Below are 18,750 nucleotides of genomic sequence, written 5' to 3'. Positions count from 1 at the left end.
TGGATCCGGCTTTGCCGGTCCACCCGCATCGCCCCCTGGGGGGCGCCCGAAGGGCGTAGGGGGGGACCCCACCTATGCTACATTGGGCCATGGCGTGTAAATCAATGGCCTGTGGGCGAATGATGACTCTGCGCCTCTCTTCGGGTTCATACGCTTTTCCCGGGCGTGCTGTGCGGGAAAAGGGCATGCGCCCGGCAGTTCCAGCAGACCACGTTGCCCGCCGACGCTTGAAATCCACGCTTACGCCCTCATCCTGATTGCATTCAAATTCGAGGACGAATCATGTCTGCGAGCCAGATACTCCCTCCCGAACCGATCGAGTTGCCGCTGCTTCCGCTGCGCGACGTGGTCGTATTTCCGCACATGGTCATCCCGCTGTTCGTGGGCCGGCCCAAGTCCATCAAGGCGCTGGAAGCCGCGATGGAAGCCGGCAAGAGCATCATGCTGGTGGCCCAGAAGTCGGCCGCCAAGGATGAGCCCTCGGCCGACGACATCTACGAGATCGGCTGCCTGGCCAGCATCCTGCAGATGCTCAAGCTGCCCGACGGCACCGTCAAGGTGCTGGTCGAGGGAGCCCAGCGCGCCCGTATCACGCGCATCGACGACCTGGGCGCGCATTTCGCCTGCGAACTGGTGCCCATCGATCCCGACCGGGGCCAGGGCTCGGAAACCGAGGCCCTGCGGCGCGCGATCGTGTCGCAGTTCGACCAGTACGTCAAACTGAACAAGAAGATCCCGCCGGAGATCCTGACTTCGCTGTCGGGCATCGACGAGCCCGGCCGGCTGGCCGACACCATCGCGGCGCACCTGCCGCTCAAGCTGGAACAGAAGCAGAAGATGCTCGAGGTGTTCTCCACCTCCGAGCGCCTGGAAGCGCTGCTGGCCCAGCTCGAGACCGAGATCGACATTCTCCAGGTCGAGAAGCGCATTCGCGGTCGCGTCAAGAAGCAGATGGAGAAAAGCCAGCGCGAGTACTACCTGAACGAGCAGGTCAAGGCCATCCAGAAGGAACTGGGCGAAGGCGAGGACGGTGCCGACTTCGAGGAACTCGAGAAGAAGATCATCGCCGCCCACATGCCCAAGGAGGCCAAGAAGAAGGCCGATGCCGAGCTCAAGAAGCTCAAGCTGATGTCGCCCATGTCGGCCGAGGCTACCGTGGTGCGCAACTACATCGACACGCTGGTCGGCCTGCCGTGGAAGAAGAAGAGCAAGGTCAACAATTCCCTGCCGCACGCGGAAGAGGTGCTCAACGACGACCACTACGGGCTCGAGAAGGTCAAGGAACGCATTCTTGAATACCTTGCGGTGCAACAGCGCGTGGACAAGGTCAAGGCGCCGATCCTGTGCCTGGTCGGCCCTCCGGGGGTCGGCAAGACCTCGCTCGGCCAGTCGATCGCCAAGGCGACCAACCGCAAGTTCGTGCGGATGGCGCTGGGCGGCGTGCGCGACGAGTCCGAGATCCGCGGCCACCGCCGTACCTATATCGGTTCGATGCCGGGCAAGATCCTGCAGAACCTCTCCAAGGTCGGCGCGCGCAATCCGCTTTTCCTGCTCGACGAAGTCGACAAGATGGGCATGGATTTCCGTGGCGATCCGGCGTCGGCGCTGCTCGAGGTGCTGGATCCGGAACAGAACCACACCTTCCAGGACCACTATGTCGAGGTCGATTTCGACCTGTCCGACGTGATGTTCGTGGCGACCAGCAACACGCTGAACATTCCGCCGGCGTTGCTGGACCGGATGGAGGTCATCCGCCTGTCGGGTTACACCGAAGACGAGAAGGTGCACATCGCCATGCAGCATCTGCTGCCCAAGCAGATGAAGAACAACGGGCTGAAGGCCGAAGAGCTCAAGGTCGAGGAATCGGCCCTGCGCGACATCGTGCGCTACTACACCCGGGAAGCGGGCGTGCGCGCGCTGGAGCGAGAGGTCAGCAAGATCTGCCGCAAGGTGGTCAAGGGCCTGCTGCTCAAGGGCGACAAGCGGCAAGTGGTCGTCACGGCGGACAACCTGAACGACTATCTGGGCGTGCGCCGTTACACCTTCGGCGTGGCCGAGAAGGAGAACCAGATCGGCCAGGTGACCGGTCTGGCATGGACCGAGGTGGGCGGCGACCTGCTGACGATCGAAGTGGCGGTCATGCCGGGCAAGGGCGCCATCCAGCGCACCGGTTCGCTGGGCGACGTCATGAAGGAGTCGGTCGAGGCCGCGCGCTCGGTGGTGCGTTCGCGCGCCCGCCGTCTGGGCATCGATCACGCCGTGTTCGAGAAGAAGGACATGCACGTGCACGTGCCCGAGGGCGCCACGCCCAAGGACGGTCCGTCCGCGGGCGCGGCGATCACCACGGCCATCGTTTCCTCGTTGACGGGCATTCCGGTGCGCGCCGACGTGGCGATGACCGGCGAGATCACGTTGCGCGGCGAAGTCCTGCCCATCGGCGGCCTGAAAGAGAAGCTGCTGGCGGCGCACCGCGGCGGTATCAAGACCGTGCTGATTCCGGAGGAGAACGCCAAGGACCTGGCGGAGATTCCGGATACGGTCAAGAACCACCTCGAGATCGTGCCGGTCCGCTGGATCGACCGGGTGCTCGAACTCGCGCTGGAGCGGCTGCCCGAGCCATTGCCCGAGGAAGAGGCCGCGAAGGCCGAGGGCAAGGTCGAGGCCCATGTGGCCGCCGAAGGCGGAGCGGCCACGGATCCCGTCATGAAGCACTGATCCCGAGGTCCGGGGCATGGAAGAGGGCACGCAAGTGCCCTCTTTTTTTCGTCACATGCGGAAACATGAGGTTTTACGCGGTTTTCCAGCGGGTTTCCCTTGACACGACTTTCTGCCCGAGGATTAAATAGCCGTCTGCGTTTCGTACCCGTAAGAGCAGTCCCGGCGGGGTACGTCGCTCTTCGGGGGTGCCCCTTGCGGACTCGCATCGGGACCAAAAATTTTTTCCACAGATAGACCTTGTGAGGGGCCTAATGAACAAGACCGAGCTTATCGACCACATCGCCAAGCAAGCCGACATTTCCAAGGCGGCTGCCGGCCGTTCGCTGGATGCGCTGGTGGGAGCGGTGAAAACGACGCTCAAGAAGGGCGGCACGGTGACGCTGGTCGGTTTCGGCACTTTCGCGGTGAGCGCTCGCGCGGCCCGCACCGGCCGTAACCCGCGCACCGGCGAAGCCATCAAGATCAAGAAGGCCAAGGTGCCGAAGTTCCGTCCGGGCAAGGCGCTGAAAGACGCCGTCAACTAAGGCGCACGCACTTCGTGACGAGAAACCCTGGTTTGGCGCCAGGGTTTTTTTTCGTCCCTAGGTTGCCGGTCCCAACGCGTGATACGTCCGCGAAAAATAGAACAGGCCGGCCGGCGCCTCTCCCGTGCGTAAGCCCTGGACCTCGCAGAACATGACGGTGTGCGTGCCCTGCCGCGTCGTGTCGACGATGCGGCAGTCGAACGCGGCCATCGCGTCCTCCAGGACCGGCGAGCCCGTTTCCAGGCGGCTCCACGCGCCTTGCGCGAACCGGCCGTCCATGTCCCCGCCGCCGCTGAACCGGCGCGACAGGGGTTCGTGGCCGGCGGCCAACGTGTTGACGCACAGTACGCCGTTGGCCAGCGTCGCGTCGTGGGCCGACGAGCGCCGGTTCAGGCACACCAGCAGCATGGGCGGGTCGTCGGTCACGCTGCAGACGGCCGAGGCCGTCAGGCCCACGCGGCCCGCGGGGCCCGCGCTGGTGACGATGTGCACCGAGGCGCCCAGGCGGGCCATGGCGGCGCGATAGGCGCTGCCGTCGGGGTGGGGGGGAGCAACAGGATGCGAGGTCATGGCGGGCTTCTCCTGCGGTCTCAGTCCAGGTGGGCAACGACACGGCACGACAGTCCCGTCGAGCCCTGGAAGCCGGTCCATCCCGTGCAGACCAGGAACGTCCGGTCGCCGGCCTGGGCATGCAATCTGTCCACATTGGCCAGATTCTCGATGACGTAGCCGCCGCGGCTGCCCACGATGCGGTCCGCGGTGTTGTGCTCGGGGCCGGGCCGCATACCGGGAAAGTCCAGGCCGATGAAGCCGGTATCGCGCTCGGCCAGGTGCCGGACCAGGTCCCACGAGAATTTCGGCTGGTTCTGGTAGTACGGGCGGGAGCCGTAGACGTGGCGGGCGAGATGACCGGTATGGAAGATGAGGAAGTCGCCGGCCTGGAACTCGCGGCCGGCCAGGACCGTGAGGCCGATTTCGTCGCCGGCGTCCCGCGCGTCGATCAAGAGGCCTCGCCGCATGCAGTAGTGGGCGGGCGGGAAGGCCTGGCCGCCGTAGACGTCGAGATGGGTGCCGATGTGGCCGCGCGACATGTAGCTGTCGGGATCGGTGCTGGCTTTGGCGATAATGGGGTCCTGGATGTCGATGGAAAGCGTGAGGTCGATGTACATGAGGGGCTCCGGTTGACGACGCCTGCATCATCGACCGGCGCTGTTTCTCGCGCCGTCGCATCTCGGCCAGATTTCATTGAGGATCGGACATGTCCGGCATCGTCGCCCCGCAACGGTTTCCGTTGCGCATCGTGGTCAGGGAAGGGCGCGCGGCGCACGCCGCCATGCACAGCCATGAAGTGGGGCAACTGCTTTATCCCGAGCAGGGCTCGACGCTGCTGGAGACCCGGCAGCGGGTGATACGGCTCGCGCCCGACAGGGCGGCGTGGATACCGCGCGGCGTGCCGCACGCCGTGCTGATGGACCGCAGTTTTCGATATCACAGTGTCTACGTCGAGCAGGATTTCTACGACGCGGGACGCTGCGTGGTCGTCTGCGTGCGGCCGCTGCTGCGGGAACTGATCCTGGACGCGGCAAGCTGGAGTCCGGATGGCGGCGGGGGCGAACAGCGCCTGCGCAAGGCGCGCGTGCTGGCCGACGAACTGGCGTCGGCGCCCTGGACCGAGCCGGGCATACAGATCCCGGGCGATGCGCGCATCGCGCCCATCTGCCGCGCGCTGGAACAGGATCCGGCCGACAATCGTTCGCTGGGGGCGTGGGCGCGCGTGGCGGGAGCCAGCGAGAAGACCATCCAGCGCGCGTTCGTGGCCCATACCGGCATGTCCTTCCAGCAATGGCGCAACTATGCACGGATGACCCGGGCGGCCGAACTGCATGCGCAGGGTTGGCGGCAACTGGATATCGCGCTGGCGGTGGGCTATGCCACCGAGGGCGCGTATGCGCAGGCATTCAAAAAGTTCTACGGTTATCCGCCCAGCCGGCTGCCGCGGGGCGGCTGATGCAGGTGCCCGGGCAATCCGCTACAATACGCGCCGAGTCACGAGTCGTATCGCAGAGGGTGCTTAGCTCAGTTGGTAGAGCGGCGCCCTTACAAGGCGTAGGTCACAGGTTCGACCCCTGTAGCACCCACCACTCTGTCGAAGCGCATACGTGTCGGGATCAAGGGCTTGGAGTCATCCAGGCCCTTTTTCTTTTGGTGCTTGCTTTACGGCATGTCGCCATGCGTTTTCGGGTTTTCGCTATTGACATTCGTTATGCTCATATTTAGCATAAGTCCGGTCGATATTTTTTTGCCCAAAAAATGCTCAGTATGAGCATAAATGGACGGATGACAGGATGAGCCAGACGCTGCTTCGCACTTTCGATTTCGATTCGCCCACGGCCGCCGGCGGCTCGTGCTCGGTAGGGCAGGCCTGGGCCAAGGTGCCCGAGGACTTGCCGGGGCAGCGGCGGGACGAACTGAAGGCGCGCATCCGGGCACTGCTCCAGCGCGAGAACGCGGTGCTGGTCGCGCATTACTACGTGGATGCCGAATTGCAGGAACTGGCCGACGAGACGGGCGGCTGCGTCGCGGATTCCCTGGAGATGGCGCGCTTCGGCCGCGACCACGCGGCCAGCACGCTGGTGGTGGCGGGGGTGCGGTTCATGGGGGAAACGGCCAAGATCCTCAGCCCCGAGAAGCGCGTGCTGATGCCGGACCTGGACGCCACCTGCTCGTTGGACCTGGGCTGTCCCCTGGACGAGTTCTCGGCCTTCTGCGATGCCCATCCCGACCGCACCGTGGTGGTCTACGCCAATACCAGCGCGGCCGTGAAGGCCCGGGCGGACTGGGCCGTGACCTCGGCCATCGCGCTGGACATCGTCGCGGACCTGCACGCCCGCGGGGAAAAGATCCTGTGGGCGCCCGACCGCCACCTGGGCGCCTACGTCCAGTCGCAGACCGGCGCCGATATGCTGATGTGGCAGGGCTCGTGCCTGGTGCACGACGAGTTCAAGGGCATCGAGCTCGAACTGCTGCGGGCGGAACATCCGCAGGCCAAGGTGCTGGTGCATCCGGAATCGCCGCCCGCCGTCGTGGACCAGGCCGACGTGGTGGGCTCGACCGCGCAGATGATCAAGGCCGCGCGCGAACTCGACGCCACGCATTTCATCGTGGCCACCGACCAGGGCCTGCTGCACAAGATGCGGCTTGCCGCTCCCGGCAAGATTTTCATCGCGGCGCCGACGGCGGGGGGAAGCGCGACCTGCAAGAGCTGCGCGCATTGTCCGTGGATGGCCATGAACGGACTGGAGAACCTGGCCGGATGCCTGGAGCGGGGCACGGGCGAAATCCTGCTGGATCCGGCGCTGGGGCGGCAGGCGCGCCGGCCGATCGACCGCATGCTGGACTTCGCCGCCCGCCGCGACCGCCGGGTTCAGGCCAGCGGCGACCTGGCGCGCGACGCAGCACTGTTTTCCGCGGTCGGCCCGGCGTAGTCCGCGCCGGTCGCGCAAGGCGTCCAGCCCCAGGCGCCATGCTAGAATCGGCTCGACACTAATGGGTGCCCATTGGCCTTGAGCCCGTGGGCATTTTGCTTGTATGGCCGTCGTGCCGCTGGCATCCGACCGGAGTATTCGCGCATGTTTGACCTCATCCGTAACCACCGCCGCTGGATGCAGTTCGTCCTGCTGCTGCTGATCCTGCCGTCGTTCGTCTTCGTCGGCATACAGGGCTACTCCAGCTTCATGGAAGGCGACAAGTCGCTGGCCAAGGTGGCGGGCGAAGCCGTTACGCAGCAGGAGTTCGACGCGGCGTCGCGCAACCGGCTCGACCAGCTGCGCGGCATGATGGGCGCGCAGTTCGATTCGCAGGCCTTCGATACGCCGGCCATGCGCCAGGCGGTGCTGGACGAGATCATCAACACCCGCCTGATCTCGGCCGAAGCCACCAAGAACCATTTCTCGGCGTCCGACGACCAGCTCCGCGCCACCATCCAGGCGATTCCGGCCGTGCAGGAAGACGGCAAGTTCAGCAACGCCCGCTACCGCGACGCACTGGCCGCGCAAGGCATGACCCCGGTCATGTTCGAGGCCCAGTTGCGGCGCGACCTGGCCTTGCAGCAGGTGCTGGGGCCGGTGGCGCAGTCGACCATGATGCCGGACGCGGTCATGGACCGCCTGGTGGCCGCCGCCACCGAGCGTCGCAGCATCCAGACCCTGCGCGTGGCCGCCGCCGACTACCGCGCCAAGGTCAGCGTCAGCGACGACGAGGTCAAGGCCTACTACGAGGCCAACCGCGCCCGCTTCGAGGTCCCGGAACGGGTCGACGCGCAGTACGTGGTGCTGGACCAGGGGGCGTCGACGTCCGGGATCGCGGTATCCGAGGACGACATCAAGAGCTACTACGAGCAGAACAAGGGCCGCTATGGCCAGGAAGAACAGCGCCGGGCCAGCCACATCCTGATCACGGTCGACAGCGGCGCCAGCGAGTCCGCGCGCGAGGAAGCGCGCAAGAAGGCGCAGTCCCTGGCCGACCAGGCCAAGGCGCCCAAGGCCGATTTCGCCAGGCTGGCGCGCGAGAACTCGCAGGATCCCGGTTCCGCGGCCAAGGGCGGGGACCTGGACTGGTTCGGCCGCGGCATGATGGTCAAGCCTTTCGAGGATGCCGCCTTCGCGCTGAAGGACGGCGAAGTGTCGGGCGTCGTGGCGACCGACTACGGCTTCCATGTCATCAAGCTCACCGGCATCCGTCCGGCCGTGGTCAAGCCGTTGGCCGAGGTCCGTGCCCAGATCGTCGAGGAAATCAAGCAGCAGCAGGCTGCCCGCCGTTTCGCCGAGGCCGCCGAGCAGTTCACGAACCTGGTGTACGAGCAGAGCGATACGCTCGAACCCGCGGCGCAGAAATTCGGCCTGAAGATCCAGGAGGCCCAGGGCGTCACGCGCAGCGGTCTGCAGGGCAACGACGTCCTGGGCAATCCCAAGGTGGCGCAGGCCCTGTTCTCGGACGAGGTGCTGCGCGAGAAGCGCAACTCGGGGGTGATCGAGCTTGGCCCGAATCGCCTGGCCGCGGTGCGCGTGGTCAAGCACGTGCCGGCTTCGGTGCAGCCCCTGGCCGACGTGTCCAGCGGCATCCGCGCCCAGCTGACCCAGGACAAGGCGCTCGATCTGGCCCGCGCGGCGGGCGAGGAACGCCTGAAGGCCCTGCAGGCCAAGGATTCCAGCCAGGGCTTCGGCGCCGTCGTCACGGTGGCGCGCAATGCGCCCCAGGGCGTCGCCCCCGCGCTGCTGAACGCGGTCATGAAGGCGCCGGCCGGCAAGCTGCCGGCGTTCGTGGGCACGATCGCCGGCGACGACTATGTCATTGCCCGGATCTCCAAGGTCGAGGCCGCGCCCAAGCCCGACGCCGCCGCGATCGCCGGTGAGAAGTCGATGATGGAACGCCGCTGGGCCCAGGCCGAGCAGTTGGCCGTGCTGCAGACGCTGCGCGAGAAGTACAAGGTCACGATCTCGCCCGAAGGCACGGCCCTGACCACCGCCGCGCCGGCCGCCGAGCGCTGATCGCCCCGGCCGGCCCGCGGGCCGGCCGTGTCAGGACTTGCCGGTGCCCAGCAGCGGTTCCAGGCGCGACCAGACATTGTCCAGCAGGCGCGGCTGCGCCTGTGCCGTGGGGTGCAGGCGATCGGGCTGGAACAGTTCGATGTGCTGGGCGACGCCGTCCAGCAGGAAGGGCAGCAGCGCCGCCTGCTGCTCCTTGGCGACCTTGGCGAACAATTGCTGGAAGCGCTGCGTGTAGTCGCGGCCATAGTTGGGCGGGATCTGCATGCCCACCAGCAATACGCGCGCGCCAGCCTGGCGCGACGCCTGCACCATCTTGTTCAGGTTCTGCTCGGTCATCTGCAGGGACAGCCCGCGCAGCGCGTCGTTCGAGCCCAGCTCGATCACGACCACGCTCGGCCGATGGCGCGCGAGCAGCGCCGGCAGCCTGCTGACGCCGCCGCTGGTGGTGTCGCCGCTGATGCTGGCGTTGACCACGCGATAGTCGAGCTTGCGCTCGCGCAGGCGGGCCTCGAGCAGCGCCACCCATCCCGATCCGCGCGGCAGGCCGTACTCCGCCGACAGACTGTCGCCCAGCACCAGCAGGGCGGGCGAGGAACTCGCGGCGGGGGCGGCGGTCTGTGCCAGGGCGGCTGGCGCCAGGCCGCATAGCGCGGCCGCGCACAGCGTGCCCGCGAACAGGCGCCGGGCGGCGCCGTGCGCAGTACGGGCGATGTCCCGGAGCGGCTGCGACGAGCGAGGCTTTATCATGTCTTTCCTTTCTTTCAGCGATCCAATCATGACGGGACCGACCCGATCCGCCGCGAGCCAGTCCGCGGCCACGCCTGCCGCGCAGCCCGCCATCGCCGTACGATCGTTGACCAGGCGGGTGGCCGATTCGAGCGGCGAGCTCGCCATTCTCGATGCGGTCGATTTTACGGTGGCCTTCGGAGAGACCGTGGCCATCACGGGGAGTTCGGGATCGGGCAAGTCCACGCTGCTCGGCCTGCTGGCCGGGCTGGACGTGCCGACCTCCGGATCGGTGCACCTGGCCGGCCGCGACCTGTTCGCGCTGGACGAGGACCAGCGCGCCAGCCTGCGGGCGCGCCACGTGGGCTTCGTGTTCCAGTCGTTCCAGCTGCTGCCCCACCTGACCGCCTTGGAGAACGTCATGCTGCCGCTGGAGTTGGCGGGCCGCGATGCGCGCGCCGCCGCCACGGCCATGCTGGAACGCGTGGGGCTGGGCGCGCGCCTGCGCCACTATCCGCGCACCTTGTCGGGAGGAGAGCAGCAGCGGGTGTCCCTGGCGCGTGCCTTCGTGGTGGAGCCGGAGCTGCTGTTCGCCGACGAACCCACGGGCAGCCTGGATTCGGCCACCGGCGAGGCCGTCATCGACCTGATGTTCGAACTGCACCGCGAGCGGGGCACGACCCTGCTGCTGGTGACGCACGATGCCAAGCTGGCGCAGCGCTGCGCGCGCCAGCTGGTGGTGGCGGGCGGGCGCCTGGTGCACGATTCGGCCGGCGACGTTTCCTGAACCGGGCGCCCGCGGCGAGGGATCAGTGGCCGCCGCGATTGCGCAGGTCGCGCGCGGCCGGCGCGATCTCGCTGGCCGTCAGGCCGATAGGGCCGATGCCGCGGGCCACGAGGCTGTCGGCGGCGGCGCCGTGCAGCCACACGCCGGCCCGTGCCGCCTCGCCGGCTTCCAGCCCCTGCGCCAGCAGCGCGCCCAGCATGCCGGCCAGCACGTCGCCGGTACCGGCGGTGGCCAGCCCGGCATTGCCGCTGGCATTGACGCTCCAGGCGCCATGCGGCCCGCACACGATGCTGCCGGCCCCCTTCAGGACCACCCAGGCGCGGTAGCGCGCGGCCAGCTCGCGGGCGGCCTCGATGCGGTCCGCCTGCACGTCGTCGGTCGAGATGCCCAGCATGCGCGCCGCTTCGCGCGGATGCGGGGTCAGGATCGCGGGGCCGCCCCGGGCCGCCAGGCCGCGCGCCAGGTCGGGCAGCGTGCCCAGCAGGACCAGCGCGTCGGCGTCCAGCACCAGGGGGGCCGAGGCGGGCGCCTCGGCCAGCAGGCGGCCAAGCCAGCGCTCGGCGCCGGCATCGGTGCCCAGGCCGCAGCCCGCGACCCAGCCGCCGACGCCCAGTCGCGCCGCATGATCCAGCAGCCCGTCGGCGTCGCGCAGCATGAGCTCGGGATGCCATGGGTCGCAGGGCAGCGCGGGCGGTGCCGCCTCGGCCAGCCCGACCAGGATCTTGCCGGCCCCGCCGTACAAGGCCGCGCGGGCTGCCAGCAAGGCCGCCCCGGTCATGCCGGGCGCGCCGGCCAGGATGGCCAGCGTGCCGAAGCTGCCTTTGTGGCTGTCCTGCGGCCGGGGGCGGAACAGCGCCGGGCAGTCGGCTTGCCGCACGAGCAGGCCGCCATGGGGCAGCCCGGCATGGCGGCCGATGCCGCTTTCCAGTTCCAGGTCGGCGACGCTGACCGTGCCGGCATGGTCGCGGCCGGCACGCGTGTGGAGTCCGGGCTTGTCGGCGATGAAGGTCAGGGTATGGTGGGCGACGATGGCACCCGGCTGCGCGTCCCCGGTGTCGGTATCGAGCCCGCTGGGCGCATCCAGCGCCAGGATCGGCGATCCCTGCCGCGCCGCCCAGGCCGTCCACCGCTGCGCGGATTCGGGCAGGGGGCGTGAGAGGCCGATGCCGAACAGGGCGTCGACGATCAGCGTGCGCGATGGATCGGGCAGATCGCGGGCATCGGGTTCGCCGGCCTGCAACAGGCCGGCGGGCAATTCCTGCCAGGCTTGTTCGGCATCGGCCGGCCGCCTGCCGGCCGGCAGCGCCCAAACGCGGACCCGGCGGCCGGCCTGGTGCAGCAGCGCGGCCAGCATGAGGCCGTCGCCGCCGTTGTTGCCGGGACCGCACAGCAGGTCGACCGAATGGCCGGGCCAGCGCTCGGCGATGAGCGCGGCAGCCGCGCCGGCGGCCCGCCGCATCAGGGTGTGGGGCGGCAGCGCGGCCTGCGCCTCGCGTTCGATCAGCCTGATGGCGGGGGTGCGCAGCAGCCGGTGCGGGTGTGGGTCCATGCGCTAATTCTTGCGCGCGTAGCGGCCGATGTCCAACCCGTCCAGGTCTATCTCCGGCGTCCGGCCGGCGACCAGGTCGGCGACGATGCGCCCCGTGCCCGCCGCCATGCTCCATCCCTGCGAGCCGTGGCCGACGTTCAGGTACAGGCCGGGCAGCCGGGTCGGGCCGAGTATGGGCGGGCCGTCCGGCGTCATCGGCCGGGTGCCGGCCCACCAGGTCGCGCGCGAGAAATCCAGCATGCCGGGCATCCAGTCCTGGGCCGTCCTGACCAGGGTGCGCAAGGCCTTGTCGCGCAGGGCCGGACCGCGCGCGCCCAGCTCGGCCGTGCCGGCGATGCGCAGGCGCTGGCCGAGCGGCGTCACCGTCACGCGATAGGTCTCGTCCACGAAGGCGCGCCGCGGGCCGATGACGTCGTTGCGCAGGGGAAGGTTGGCGGCATAGCCTCGCACCGGATAGATCGGCACGCGCACGCCCAGCCGGGCCAGCCAATCCCCGGCGTCGCTGCCCGAGGCCACGACGACCGCCTGCGCGGGCAGCGTGCGGCCGTCCTGCAGGCGCACGCCGGCGACGATGCCGCCGGCGTCCTGCACGGGCTGGGCGACGGTGTTGAACAGGAACTCGACGCCGCCCCGTTCGCATTCGGCCGCCAGCAGGCGGGCGAACAGCGGGCAGTTGCCCGATTCGTCGTCGGGATAGTGGATGGCGCCCGCCAGCGGCGTGCCGACGTGGACCGCGTCCTGCAGGTGGACGTCCATCGCGACGGCTTCTTCGGCGCCCAGCAACTGGTGGGCGATGCCGCTTTCCCGGAGGACCTGGAGGGTGGCCTGCGCCGCTTCCACGTCGCGCGGCGTGCGCAGCAGTTGCAGGTAGCCGATCCGGCGCTCGTATTCGAAGCCGTATTCCTCGCGCAGCGCGGCCAGCTGGACGCGGCTGTAGCGGGCCACGCGCTGCATGACGCGCTTGTTGGCGGCATAGCGCTCCGCCCGGCACTGGCCCAGCCACTTCACCAGCCACTTCCACAGGGCGGGGTCCAGCGAGGCGCGCAGCGCCACCGGCGCCTCGCTCTTGAACAGATGGGCCAGCACGCGGCCGGGCATGCCCGGGGCGGCCCATGGGGCCGCGTAGTCGGCGGCCAGGATGCCCGCGTTGCCGAAGCTCGATTCCTGGGCGACGCCGCTGCGGCGGTCCACCACGGTTACCTGCATGCCGTGCCGGTTGAGCCAATAGGCGGTGCACACACCGATGATGCCGGCACCGATCACAATCACACGCATGGGGTCTGGTCGCTTCTTCTGGTCGAGCCCGTTTTCCCGCCGGAGCGCGAGGGCATTCCGGGGAACGGGCACCGGATTTTAAGCGGGGAGGGCGGGTATTCGCTCGTGGTTTTTCCCGATCCCCCGGTACGAAGTAAAATCACGGCTAGTCACGCGCTTCCCTCGCGTTTTCCCCCTCATTTCCTCCGCTTCCAGCTCGCTTATCGTGGCCTCCATCCTGCGCCTCTCCGGCCCCCTTGCCCTTTCCTCGTTCCGCCGCGACCGGCTGTTGCGCCGACTCCAGGCCCTGAATGCCTCGGTGGCCGATGTCTCGGCCCGGTTCGTGCATTTCGTCGCCGTGGAGGGCGACCTGGCCGCGGACGACCGCCAGCGCCTGGAGGGCCTGCTGCGCTACGGCGATCCGGCCCCCGAGCCCCAGCAGGGGCTGGAACTGCTGGTCGTGCCGCGCCTGGGCACTGTCTCGCCCTGGGCCAGCAAGGCCACCGACATCGCGCACAATTGCGGGCTGGCGCAGGTCCGCAGGATAGAGCGCGCAGTCGCCTACACGGTGGTCCCTAAACGGGGCCTGCTGGGGGGCGCCAAATCGTTCTCGGCGGACGACCTGGCCGCGCTGGCCGGCGCCTTGCACGACCGCATGACCGAGACGGTGGTCGACGGCGCCTTCGACGGCGCGCCGCTGTTCGCTACCCTGGCCGGCAAGCCCATGCAGACCGTGCCCCTGCTGGCAGAAGGCGCTCCCGCCCTGGTGGCGGCCAACCGCAGCATGGGGCTGGCGCTGTCCGACGACGAGATCGATTACCTGGTCGAGGCCTTCAACGGCCTGGGACGGAATCCGACCGACGTGGAACTGATGATGTTCGCCCAGGCCAACAGCGAGCATTGCCGCCACAAGATCTTCAATGCCCAATGGGTCATCGACGGCCAGCCGCAGTCCGAGACGCTGTTCGGCATGATCCGCGCCACGCACAAGGCGCAGCCGGAAGGCACCGTGGTGGCGTATTCCGACAACGCCGCCGTCATGGCCGGGGGCCGGGCGGAGCGCTTTCATGTGCAGCCTGGCACCGAAGGCCAGGTGTACGGACGCCGCGACGCGATCGTGCACACCCTGATGAAGGTCGAGACGCACAACCATCCCACGGCCATCTCGCCTTTCCCCGGCGCCTCGACCGGCGCGGGCGGCGAGATCCGCGACGAAGGCGCGACCGGCCGCGGCTCCAAGCCCAAGGCGGGCCTGACCGGTTTCACGGTATCGCACCTGCGTTTCGACGATGCCATCGAGCCCTGGGAACACGATGGCCACGGCGCGCCCGACCGCATCGCCTCGCCCCTGTCCATCATGATCGAAGGCCCCCTGGGCGGGGCTGCGTTCAACAACGAATTCGGCCGGCCCAACCTGCTGGGCTATTTCCGGACCTTCGAGCAGACCGCGGGCGGCGTGCGCTGGGGCTACCACAAGCCCATCATGATCGCCGGCGGCCTGGGCAGCATCGACGACGGCCTGACACACAAGAACGATCTGCCGCCCGGCTCGCTGCTGATCCAGCTGGGCGGACCCGGCATGCGCATAGGCATGGGCGGCGGCGCCGCCTCCAGCATGGGCGTGGGCAGCAACACCGCCGACCTCGATTTCGACTCCGTCCAGCGCGGCAATCCCGAGATCGAGCGCCGCGCGCAGGAAGTCATCGACCGCTGCTGGCAGCTCGGGGCCGACAACCCCATCCAGTCCATCCACGACGTGGGCGCGGGCGGCCTCTCGAATGCCTTCCCCGAACTGGTTGACGGCGCCGGGCGCGGCGCCATATTCGACCTGCGCAACGTCCAGCTCGAGGAATCGGGCCTGTCGCCGGCCGAGATCTGGTGCAACGAATCGCAGGAGCGCTATGTGCTGGCCATCCTGCCGCAGGACCTCGAGCGCTTCGATGCGCTGGCGCGCCGCGAGCGCTGCCCCTACGCCGTCGTGGGCGTGGCCACCGAGCAGCGCCAGTTGCGCGTGGTCGACGGCGAGGGTTTCTCGGCGGGCGACGTGGCCGCGGCCGACTGGGCCCGGACTTCGCGCCCGGTGGACGTGCCGGTCGACGTCATCCTGGGCAAGCCGCCCCGCATGGAGCGCGACGTCGCGCGCCTGCCGGGCGCGGGCGAGCCGATGGACGTGGTCGGCCTGGACCTGGACGACGTGGCCCTGCGCGTGCTGCGCCATCCCACGGTCGCCAACAAGACCTTCCTGATCACCATCGGCGACCGCACGGTGGGAGGGCTGTCGTCGCGCGACCAGATGGTGGGGCCGTGGCAGGTCCCGGTGGCCGACTGCGCGGTCACGCTGGCCGACTACAGCGGCACGCGCGGCGAGGCCATGGCCATGGGCGAACGCACGCCGCTGGCCGTGATCGACGCCCCGGCCTCGGGCCGCATGGCCGTGGCCGAAGCCATCACCAACCTGGTGGCGGCGCCCGTGGTCCGCATCGAAGACGTCAAGATGTCCGCCAACTGGATGGCCGCCTGCGGCGAGCCCGGCCAGGACGCGGCGCTGTACGACACCGTCAGCGCGGTCAGCGAACTGTGCCAGCGTGTCGGCCTGTCCATCCCCGTGGGCAAGGATTCGCTGTCCATGCGCACGGCGTGGGACGAAAACGGCGAACAGCGCCGCGTGGTGGCGCCGGTCTCTCTCATCGTCACGGCCTTCGCGCCGGTGGACGACGTGCGCAAGACGCTGACCCCGCAACTGCGCACCGACCAGGGTGACACGACCTTGATCCTGGTCGACCTGGGACGCGGCAAGCACCGCCTGGGCGGTTCCGTGCTGGCCCAGGTCATCGGCCAGGTCGGCCAGCAGGCCCCCGACATCGACGCCCCCGACGACCTGCGTGCCTTCTTCGCCGCGATCCGCACCCTGGCCGACAGTGGCGTGATCCTGGCCTACCACGACCGCTCCGACGGCGGCCTGTTCGCCACGCTGTGCGAGATGGCCTTCGCCGGCCACACCGGACTGTCGATCAACCTCGACATGCTGACCCTGGATCCGTATGCATCGGACTGGGGCGATTTCAAGATCCGGCCGGAACAGGTCGCGGTGCAGCGCGACGAACTGACGATCAAGGCGCTGTTCTCGGAAGAGGCCGGCGCCGTCATCCAGGTGCCCGCCGCCAGCCGCGACGCCGTGATGGAAGTGCTGCGAGGCGCCGGCCTGTCGGCCCACTCGCACGTGATCGGCGAGCCCAACGCCCGCGACGAGATCGAGTTCTACCGCGACGCCCGCAAGATCTGGGGCAAGCCGCGCGCCGAACTGGGCAAGGCCTGGAGCGAGGTCAGCCGCCGCATCATGGCGCTGCGCGACAACCCGGATTGCGCACAGGCCGAATTCGACCTGTGGGACGACGTGGCCGATTCCGGCCTGTCGCCCAAGGTCGATTTCGATCCGCAGGAAGATATCGCCGCTCCCATGATCGCCACCGGCGTGCGTCCGCGCATGGCCATCCTGCGCGAGCAGGGCTGCAACAGCCAGGTGGAGATGGCCTATGCCTTCGACCGTGCCGGCTTCGAGTCCTGGGACGTGCACATGACCGACCTGCTCAGCGGACGCATCGACCTGTCCAGCTTCAAGGGGCTGGTCGCCGTGGGCGGCTTCAGCTACGGCGACGTGCTGGGCGCAGGCGAGGGCTGGGCCAAGACCATCCAGTACAACGCGGTGCTGGCCGACATGTTCGCCGCCTACTTCGGCCGCAGCGACACCTTCGCGCTGGGCGTCTGCAACGGCTGCCAGATGCTGGCCGCGCTGGCCCCCATGATCCCGGGTGCCCAGGACTGGCCGCGCTTCACGCGCAACCGCTCCGAAAAATTCGAAGCCCGCTTTTCGCTGGTCGAGATTCCCGAGTCGCCGTCCATCTTCTTCGACGGCATGGCCGGTTCGCGCATGCCCATCGCCGTTTCCCATGGCGAAGGCTATGCCGACTTCTCGCAGCAGGGCAAGGCCGACGCGGCGCTGGCTGCCATGCGCTTCGTCGACCATGCCGGCAAGCCGACCGAGGCTTATCCCTACAATCCCAACGGCAGCGCCGGCGGGCTGGCCGGCGTCACCACGGCGGACGGCCGATTCACCGCCCTGATGCCCCACCCCGAGCGGGTATTCCGCAACGTGCAGATGTCGTGGAGCCCGGCCTCGTGGGGCGAGCGCGACAGCGGCGGCGAGTTCTCGCCGTGGATGCGCATGTTCCGCAACGCGCGCCGCTGGACGACATGAGCGGCAAATAAAAACCCCGGGCAGGGCCCGGGGCGCGAGGGCTGGCAGCCTGGGCTGCCGGCATGGGGGCCGCCTAGCGGCCCTTTTTCTTAGAAGCGGTGCTGCAGGCCCAGGGCGAATTGACGGTAGGTCATGTCGCGGCTTTCTATGAAATTGCGCACGTTGTTGTCGGCGAAGAACGCGTACAGGTTGGTGCGCTTGGACAGGTCGTAGGTATAGCCGATCGCCCAGCCGTCGACCTTGGATTTGGTGGCTTTTTGCCAGGCGGCGTACAGCTTGCCGGGGCCGATCGGGGCGCTGGCACCGATGGTGTAGGCGCTGTCGCTGCTGAACTGACCAGGATTGGCTATGACACCGTTATAGCCTGGGGACGTGGGACCGTTGCCGACATAAGCCGCTGTGATGTTGTTAGCCTTGGCGTAACCGGCATGGATGGCCGCCACACCGAAGTCATACGATGCACCAATGGTCAGGTTGCGGAAGGTCTTGGTGCCGGGCAAGGGCGATTCCACTTGCTGGTAGGTCAACACACCCTTGATGGGGCCGTTGTCGTACTTCAGGCCGGCGTCGATCATGCGGTTGTTCTTGCCGCTTCCCGGCGCTTCGCTTTCCGAGCCACCGGGAAGGCCAGACTGGAAGGCGTTGAAACTATAACCAACCGCGGCTTGGACGCCGTAGAACGACGGACTGTAGTAGTAGACCGAGTTGTTGACCCGGCCGCCGCCCATGACGGCGTCGTTGTAGGCGAAAGTGGTGCCGATACTTGCGGTGCTGAAGCTCAAGCCGAAGGGGTTGGCAACGCCGGCGGCCCACATGAAGGCCAGGTTGGTGGTGCGGCCCAGGGTCAGGCGGCCGGCTTGGGCGCTTTCGAGACCGACGTAAGCATAGCGGCCGAATAGACGCTTTTGGTGAGTGGCTTGACCGTCATCTACCGTGAAACCGTTTTCCAGGGTGAAGATGGCCTTCAGGCCGTTGCCCAAGTCTTCCGAACCGCGCATGCCGAAACGGGATTGGCTCATCAGACCACTATCGATGCCCTTGACGGACTGACCGTCGCGTTTGGCGTAGTTGAAGCCCGCATCGACCAGGCCGTACAGCGTAACGGAGCTCTGTGCATGAGCGGCGCCGGCAAAGCCTGCCAGCAGGGCGGTCGCGAGTAGGGTTTTTTTCATTTACTTGGTCTCCAGCTGAAAAACATTCGACAAGTTGGCTGACGTCCCGGCGGGGTCGGTGCAGGACCGGCTCCTTCGGCGCGCCGCCGCCGTCTGATTTCCGATTTCCAAGCGTTGCTGCTTAGGTGTCGCATCCCTGACGATTATATAGACTCCCGCCGCTACCCCCTGTTCATGGCTCGTGCCGTTTTGCAAGCCCTGATTGAGGAACATGAGCAA

14 protein-coding genes and 1 tRNA gene are annotated in these 18,750 nt (G+C 68.1%); 8 read left to right on the top strand and 7 right to left on the bottom strand.

Annotated elements, in window-relative coordinates; all coding sequences use genetic code 11:
* Positions 1–282 precede the first annotated feature (282 nt).
* Positions 283–2,715, top strand: a complete 2,433-nt coding sequence (gene lon / locus ABD104_RS23245) for an endopeptidase La (protein ID WP_087840615.1) — start codon at positions 283–285, stop codon at positions 2,713–2,715.
* A gap of 188 nt (positions 2,716–2,903) precedes the next feature.
* Positions 2,904–3,242 carry an HU family DNA-binding protein gene (locus tag ABD104_RS23240; RefSeq protein WP_165404624.1) on the top strand — a complete coding sequence of 113 codons (339 nt, stop codon included), beginning with the start codon at positions 2,904–2,906 and terminating at the stop codon, positions 3,240–3,242.
* 57 nt (positions 3,243–3,299) lie between these two features.
* On the opposite strand, the gene ABD104_RS23235 is transcribed toward ABD104_RS23240, so the two are convergent.
* Positions 3,300–3,812, bottom strand: a complete 513-nt coding sequence (locus ABD104_RS23235) for a flavin reductase (protein WP_279815282.1) — start codon at positions 3,810–3,812, stop codon at positions 3,300–3,302.
* A gap of 20 nt (positions 3,813–3,832) precedes the next feature.
* Positions 3,833–4,411, bottom strand: a complete 579-nt coding sequence (locus ABD104_RS23230) for a cyclase family protein (RefSeq protein WP_279815284.1) — start codon at positions 4,409–4,411, stop codon at positions 3,833–3,835.
* Positions 4,412–4,500: 89 nt separating this feature from the next.
* Here ABD104_RS23230 and ABD104_RS23225 point away from each other — a divergent pair, with 89 nt between their 5' ends.
* The 4 genes from ABD104_RS23225 to ABD104_RS23210 all read left to right on the top strand — a co-directional run bounded on the left by ABD104_RS23225 (position 4,501) and on the right by ABD104_RS23210 (position 8,788).
* The gene (locus ABD104_RS23225; protein WP_343928290.1) at positions 4,501–5,250 is read left to right on the top strand and encodes a helix-turn-helix domain-containing protein; all 750 of its coding nucleotides are present in this window, start codon (positions 4,501–4,503) and stop codon (positions 5,248–5,250) included.
* Positions 5,251–5,307: 57 nt separating this feature from the next.
* A tRNA-Val gene (locus tag ABD104_RS23220) sits at positions 5,308–5,383 on the top strand.
* Positions 5,384–5,587: 204 nt separating this feature from the next.
* Entirely contained in the window at positions 5,588–6,727 is a 1,140-nt protein-coding gene (gene nadA, locus ABD104_RS23215; RefSeq protein ID WP_087840620.1) for a quinolinate synthase NadA, read from the top strand.
* A 144-nt stretch (positions 6,728–6,871) separates the two neighbouring features.
* A complete protein-coding gene (locus ABD104_RS23210) occupies positions 6,872–8,788 on the top strand; it encodes a SurA N-terminal domain-containing protein (protein ID WP_279815288.1) in 1,917 nt (638 codons plus the stop codon).
* 30 nt (positions 8,789–8,818) lie between these two features.
* Here the strand turns inward: ABD104_RS23210 and ABD104_RS23205 are convergent, their stop codons facing one another.
* A complete protein-coding gene (locus ABD104_RS23205) occupies positions 8,819–9,535 on the bottom strand; it encodes an arylesterase (RefSeq protein WP_343928289.1) in 717 nt (238 codons plus the stop codon).
* Positions 9,536–9,563: 28 nt separating this feature from the next.
* On the opposite strand from ABD104_RS23205, the gene ABD104_RS23200 reads away from it, so the two are divergent.
* Complete coding sequence (locus ABD104_RS23200; protein WP_087840661.1) at positions 9,564–10,301, top strand: ABC transporter ATP-binding protein; 738 nt, start codon at positions 9,564–9,566, stop codon at positions 10,299–10,301.
* A 22-nt stretch (positions 10,302–10,323) separates the two neighbouring features.
* Here the strand turns inward: ABD104_RS23200 and ABD104_RS23195 are convergent, their stop codons facing one another.
* Positions 10,324–11,850 carry an NAD(P)H-hydrate dehydratase gene (locus ABD104_RS23195; RefSeq protein WP_343928288.1) on the bottom strand — a complete coding sequence of 509 codons (1,527 nt, stop codon included), beginning with the start codon at positions 11,848–11,850 and terminating at the stop codon, positions 10,324–10,326.
* Positions 11,851–11,853: 3 nt separating this feature from the next.
* Complete coding sequence (locus tag ABD104_RS23190) at positions 11,854–13,197, bottom strand: D-amino acid dehydrogenase (RefSeq protein ID WP_338615398.1); 1,344 nt, start codon at positions 13,195–13,197, stop codon at positions 11,854–11,856.
* Positions 13,198–13,330: 133 nt separating this feature from the next.
* Between ABD104_RS23190 and purL the strand changes: the two genes are divergently transcribed.
* Complete coding sequence (gene purL / locus ABD104_RS23185; protein WP_279815294.1) at positions 13,331–17,359, top strand: phosphoribosylformylglycinamidine synthase; 4,029 nt, start codon at positions 13,331–13,333, stop codon at positions 17,357–17,359.
* An 89-nt stretch (positions 17,360–17,448) separates the two neighbouring features.
* Here the strand turns inward: purL and ABD104_RS23180 are convergent, their stop codons facing one another.
* The gene (locus tag ABD104_RS23180; RefSeq protein ID WP_343928287.1) at positions 17,449–18,531 is read right to left on the bottom strand and encodes a porin; all 1,083 of its coding nucleotides are present in this window, start codon (positions 18,529–18,531) and stop codon (positions 17,449–17,451) included.
* On the bottom strand, positions 18,532–18,750 hold a 219-nt coding region (locus tag ABD104_RS23175; RefSeq protein WP_343928286.1), incomplete at its 5' end, for a hypothetical protein.

The sequence above is a fragment of the Pigmentiphaga daeguensis genome (genome assembly GCF_039523035.1).
GTDB lineage: Bacteria > Pseudomonadota > Gammaproteobacteria > Burkholderiales > Burkholderiaceae_B > Pigmentiphaga > Pigmentiphaga daeguensis.
The sequence above is the reverse complement of the archived record's forward strand: the minus strand, read 5'-3'. Positions and strand labels throughout refer to the sequence as shown.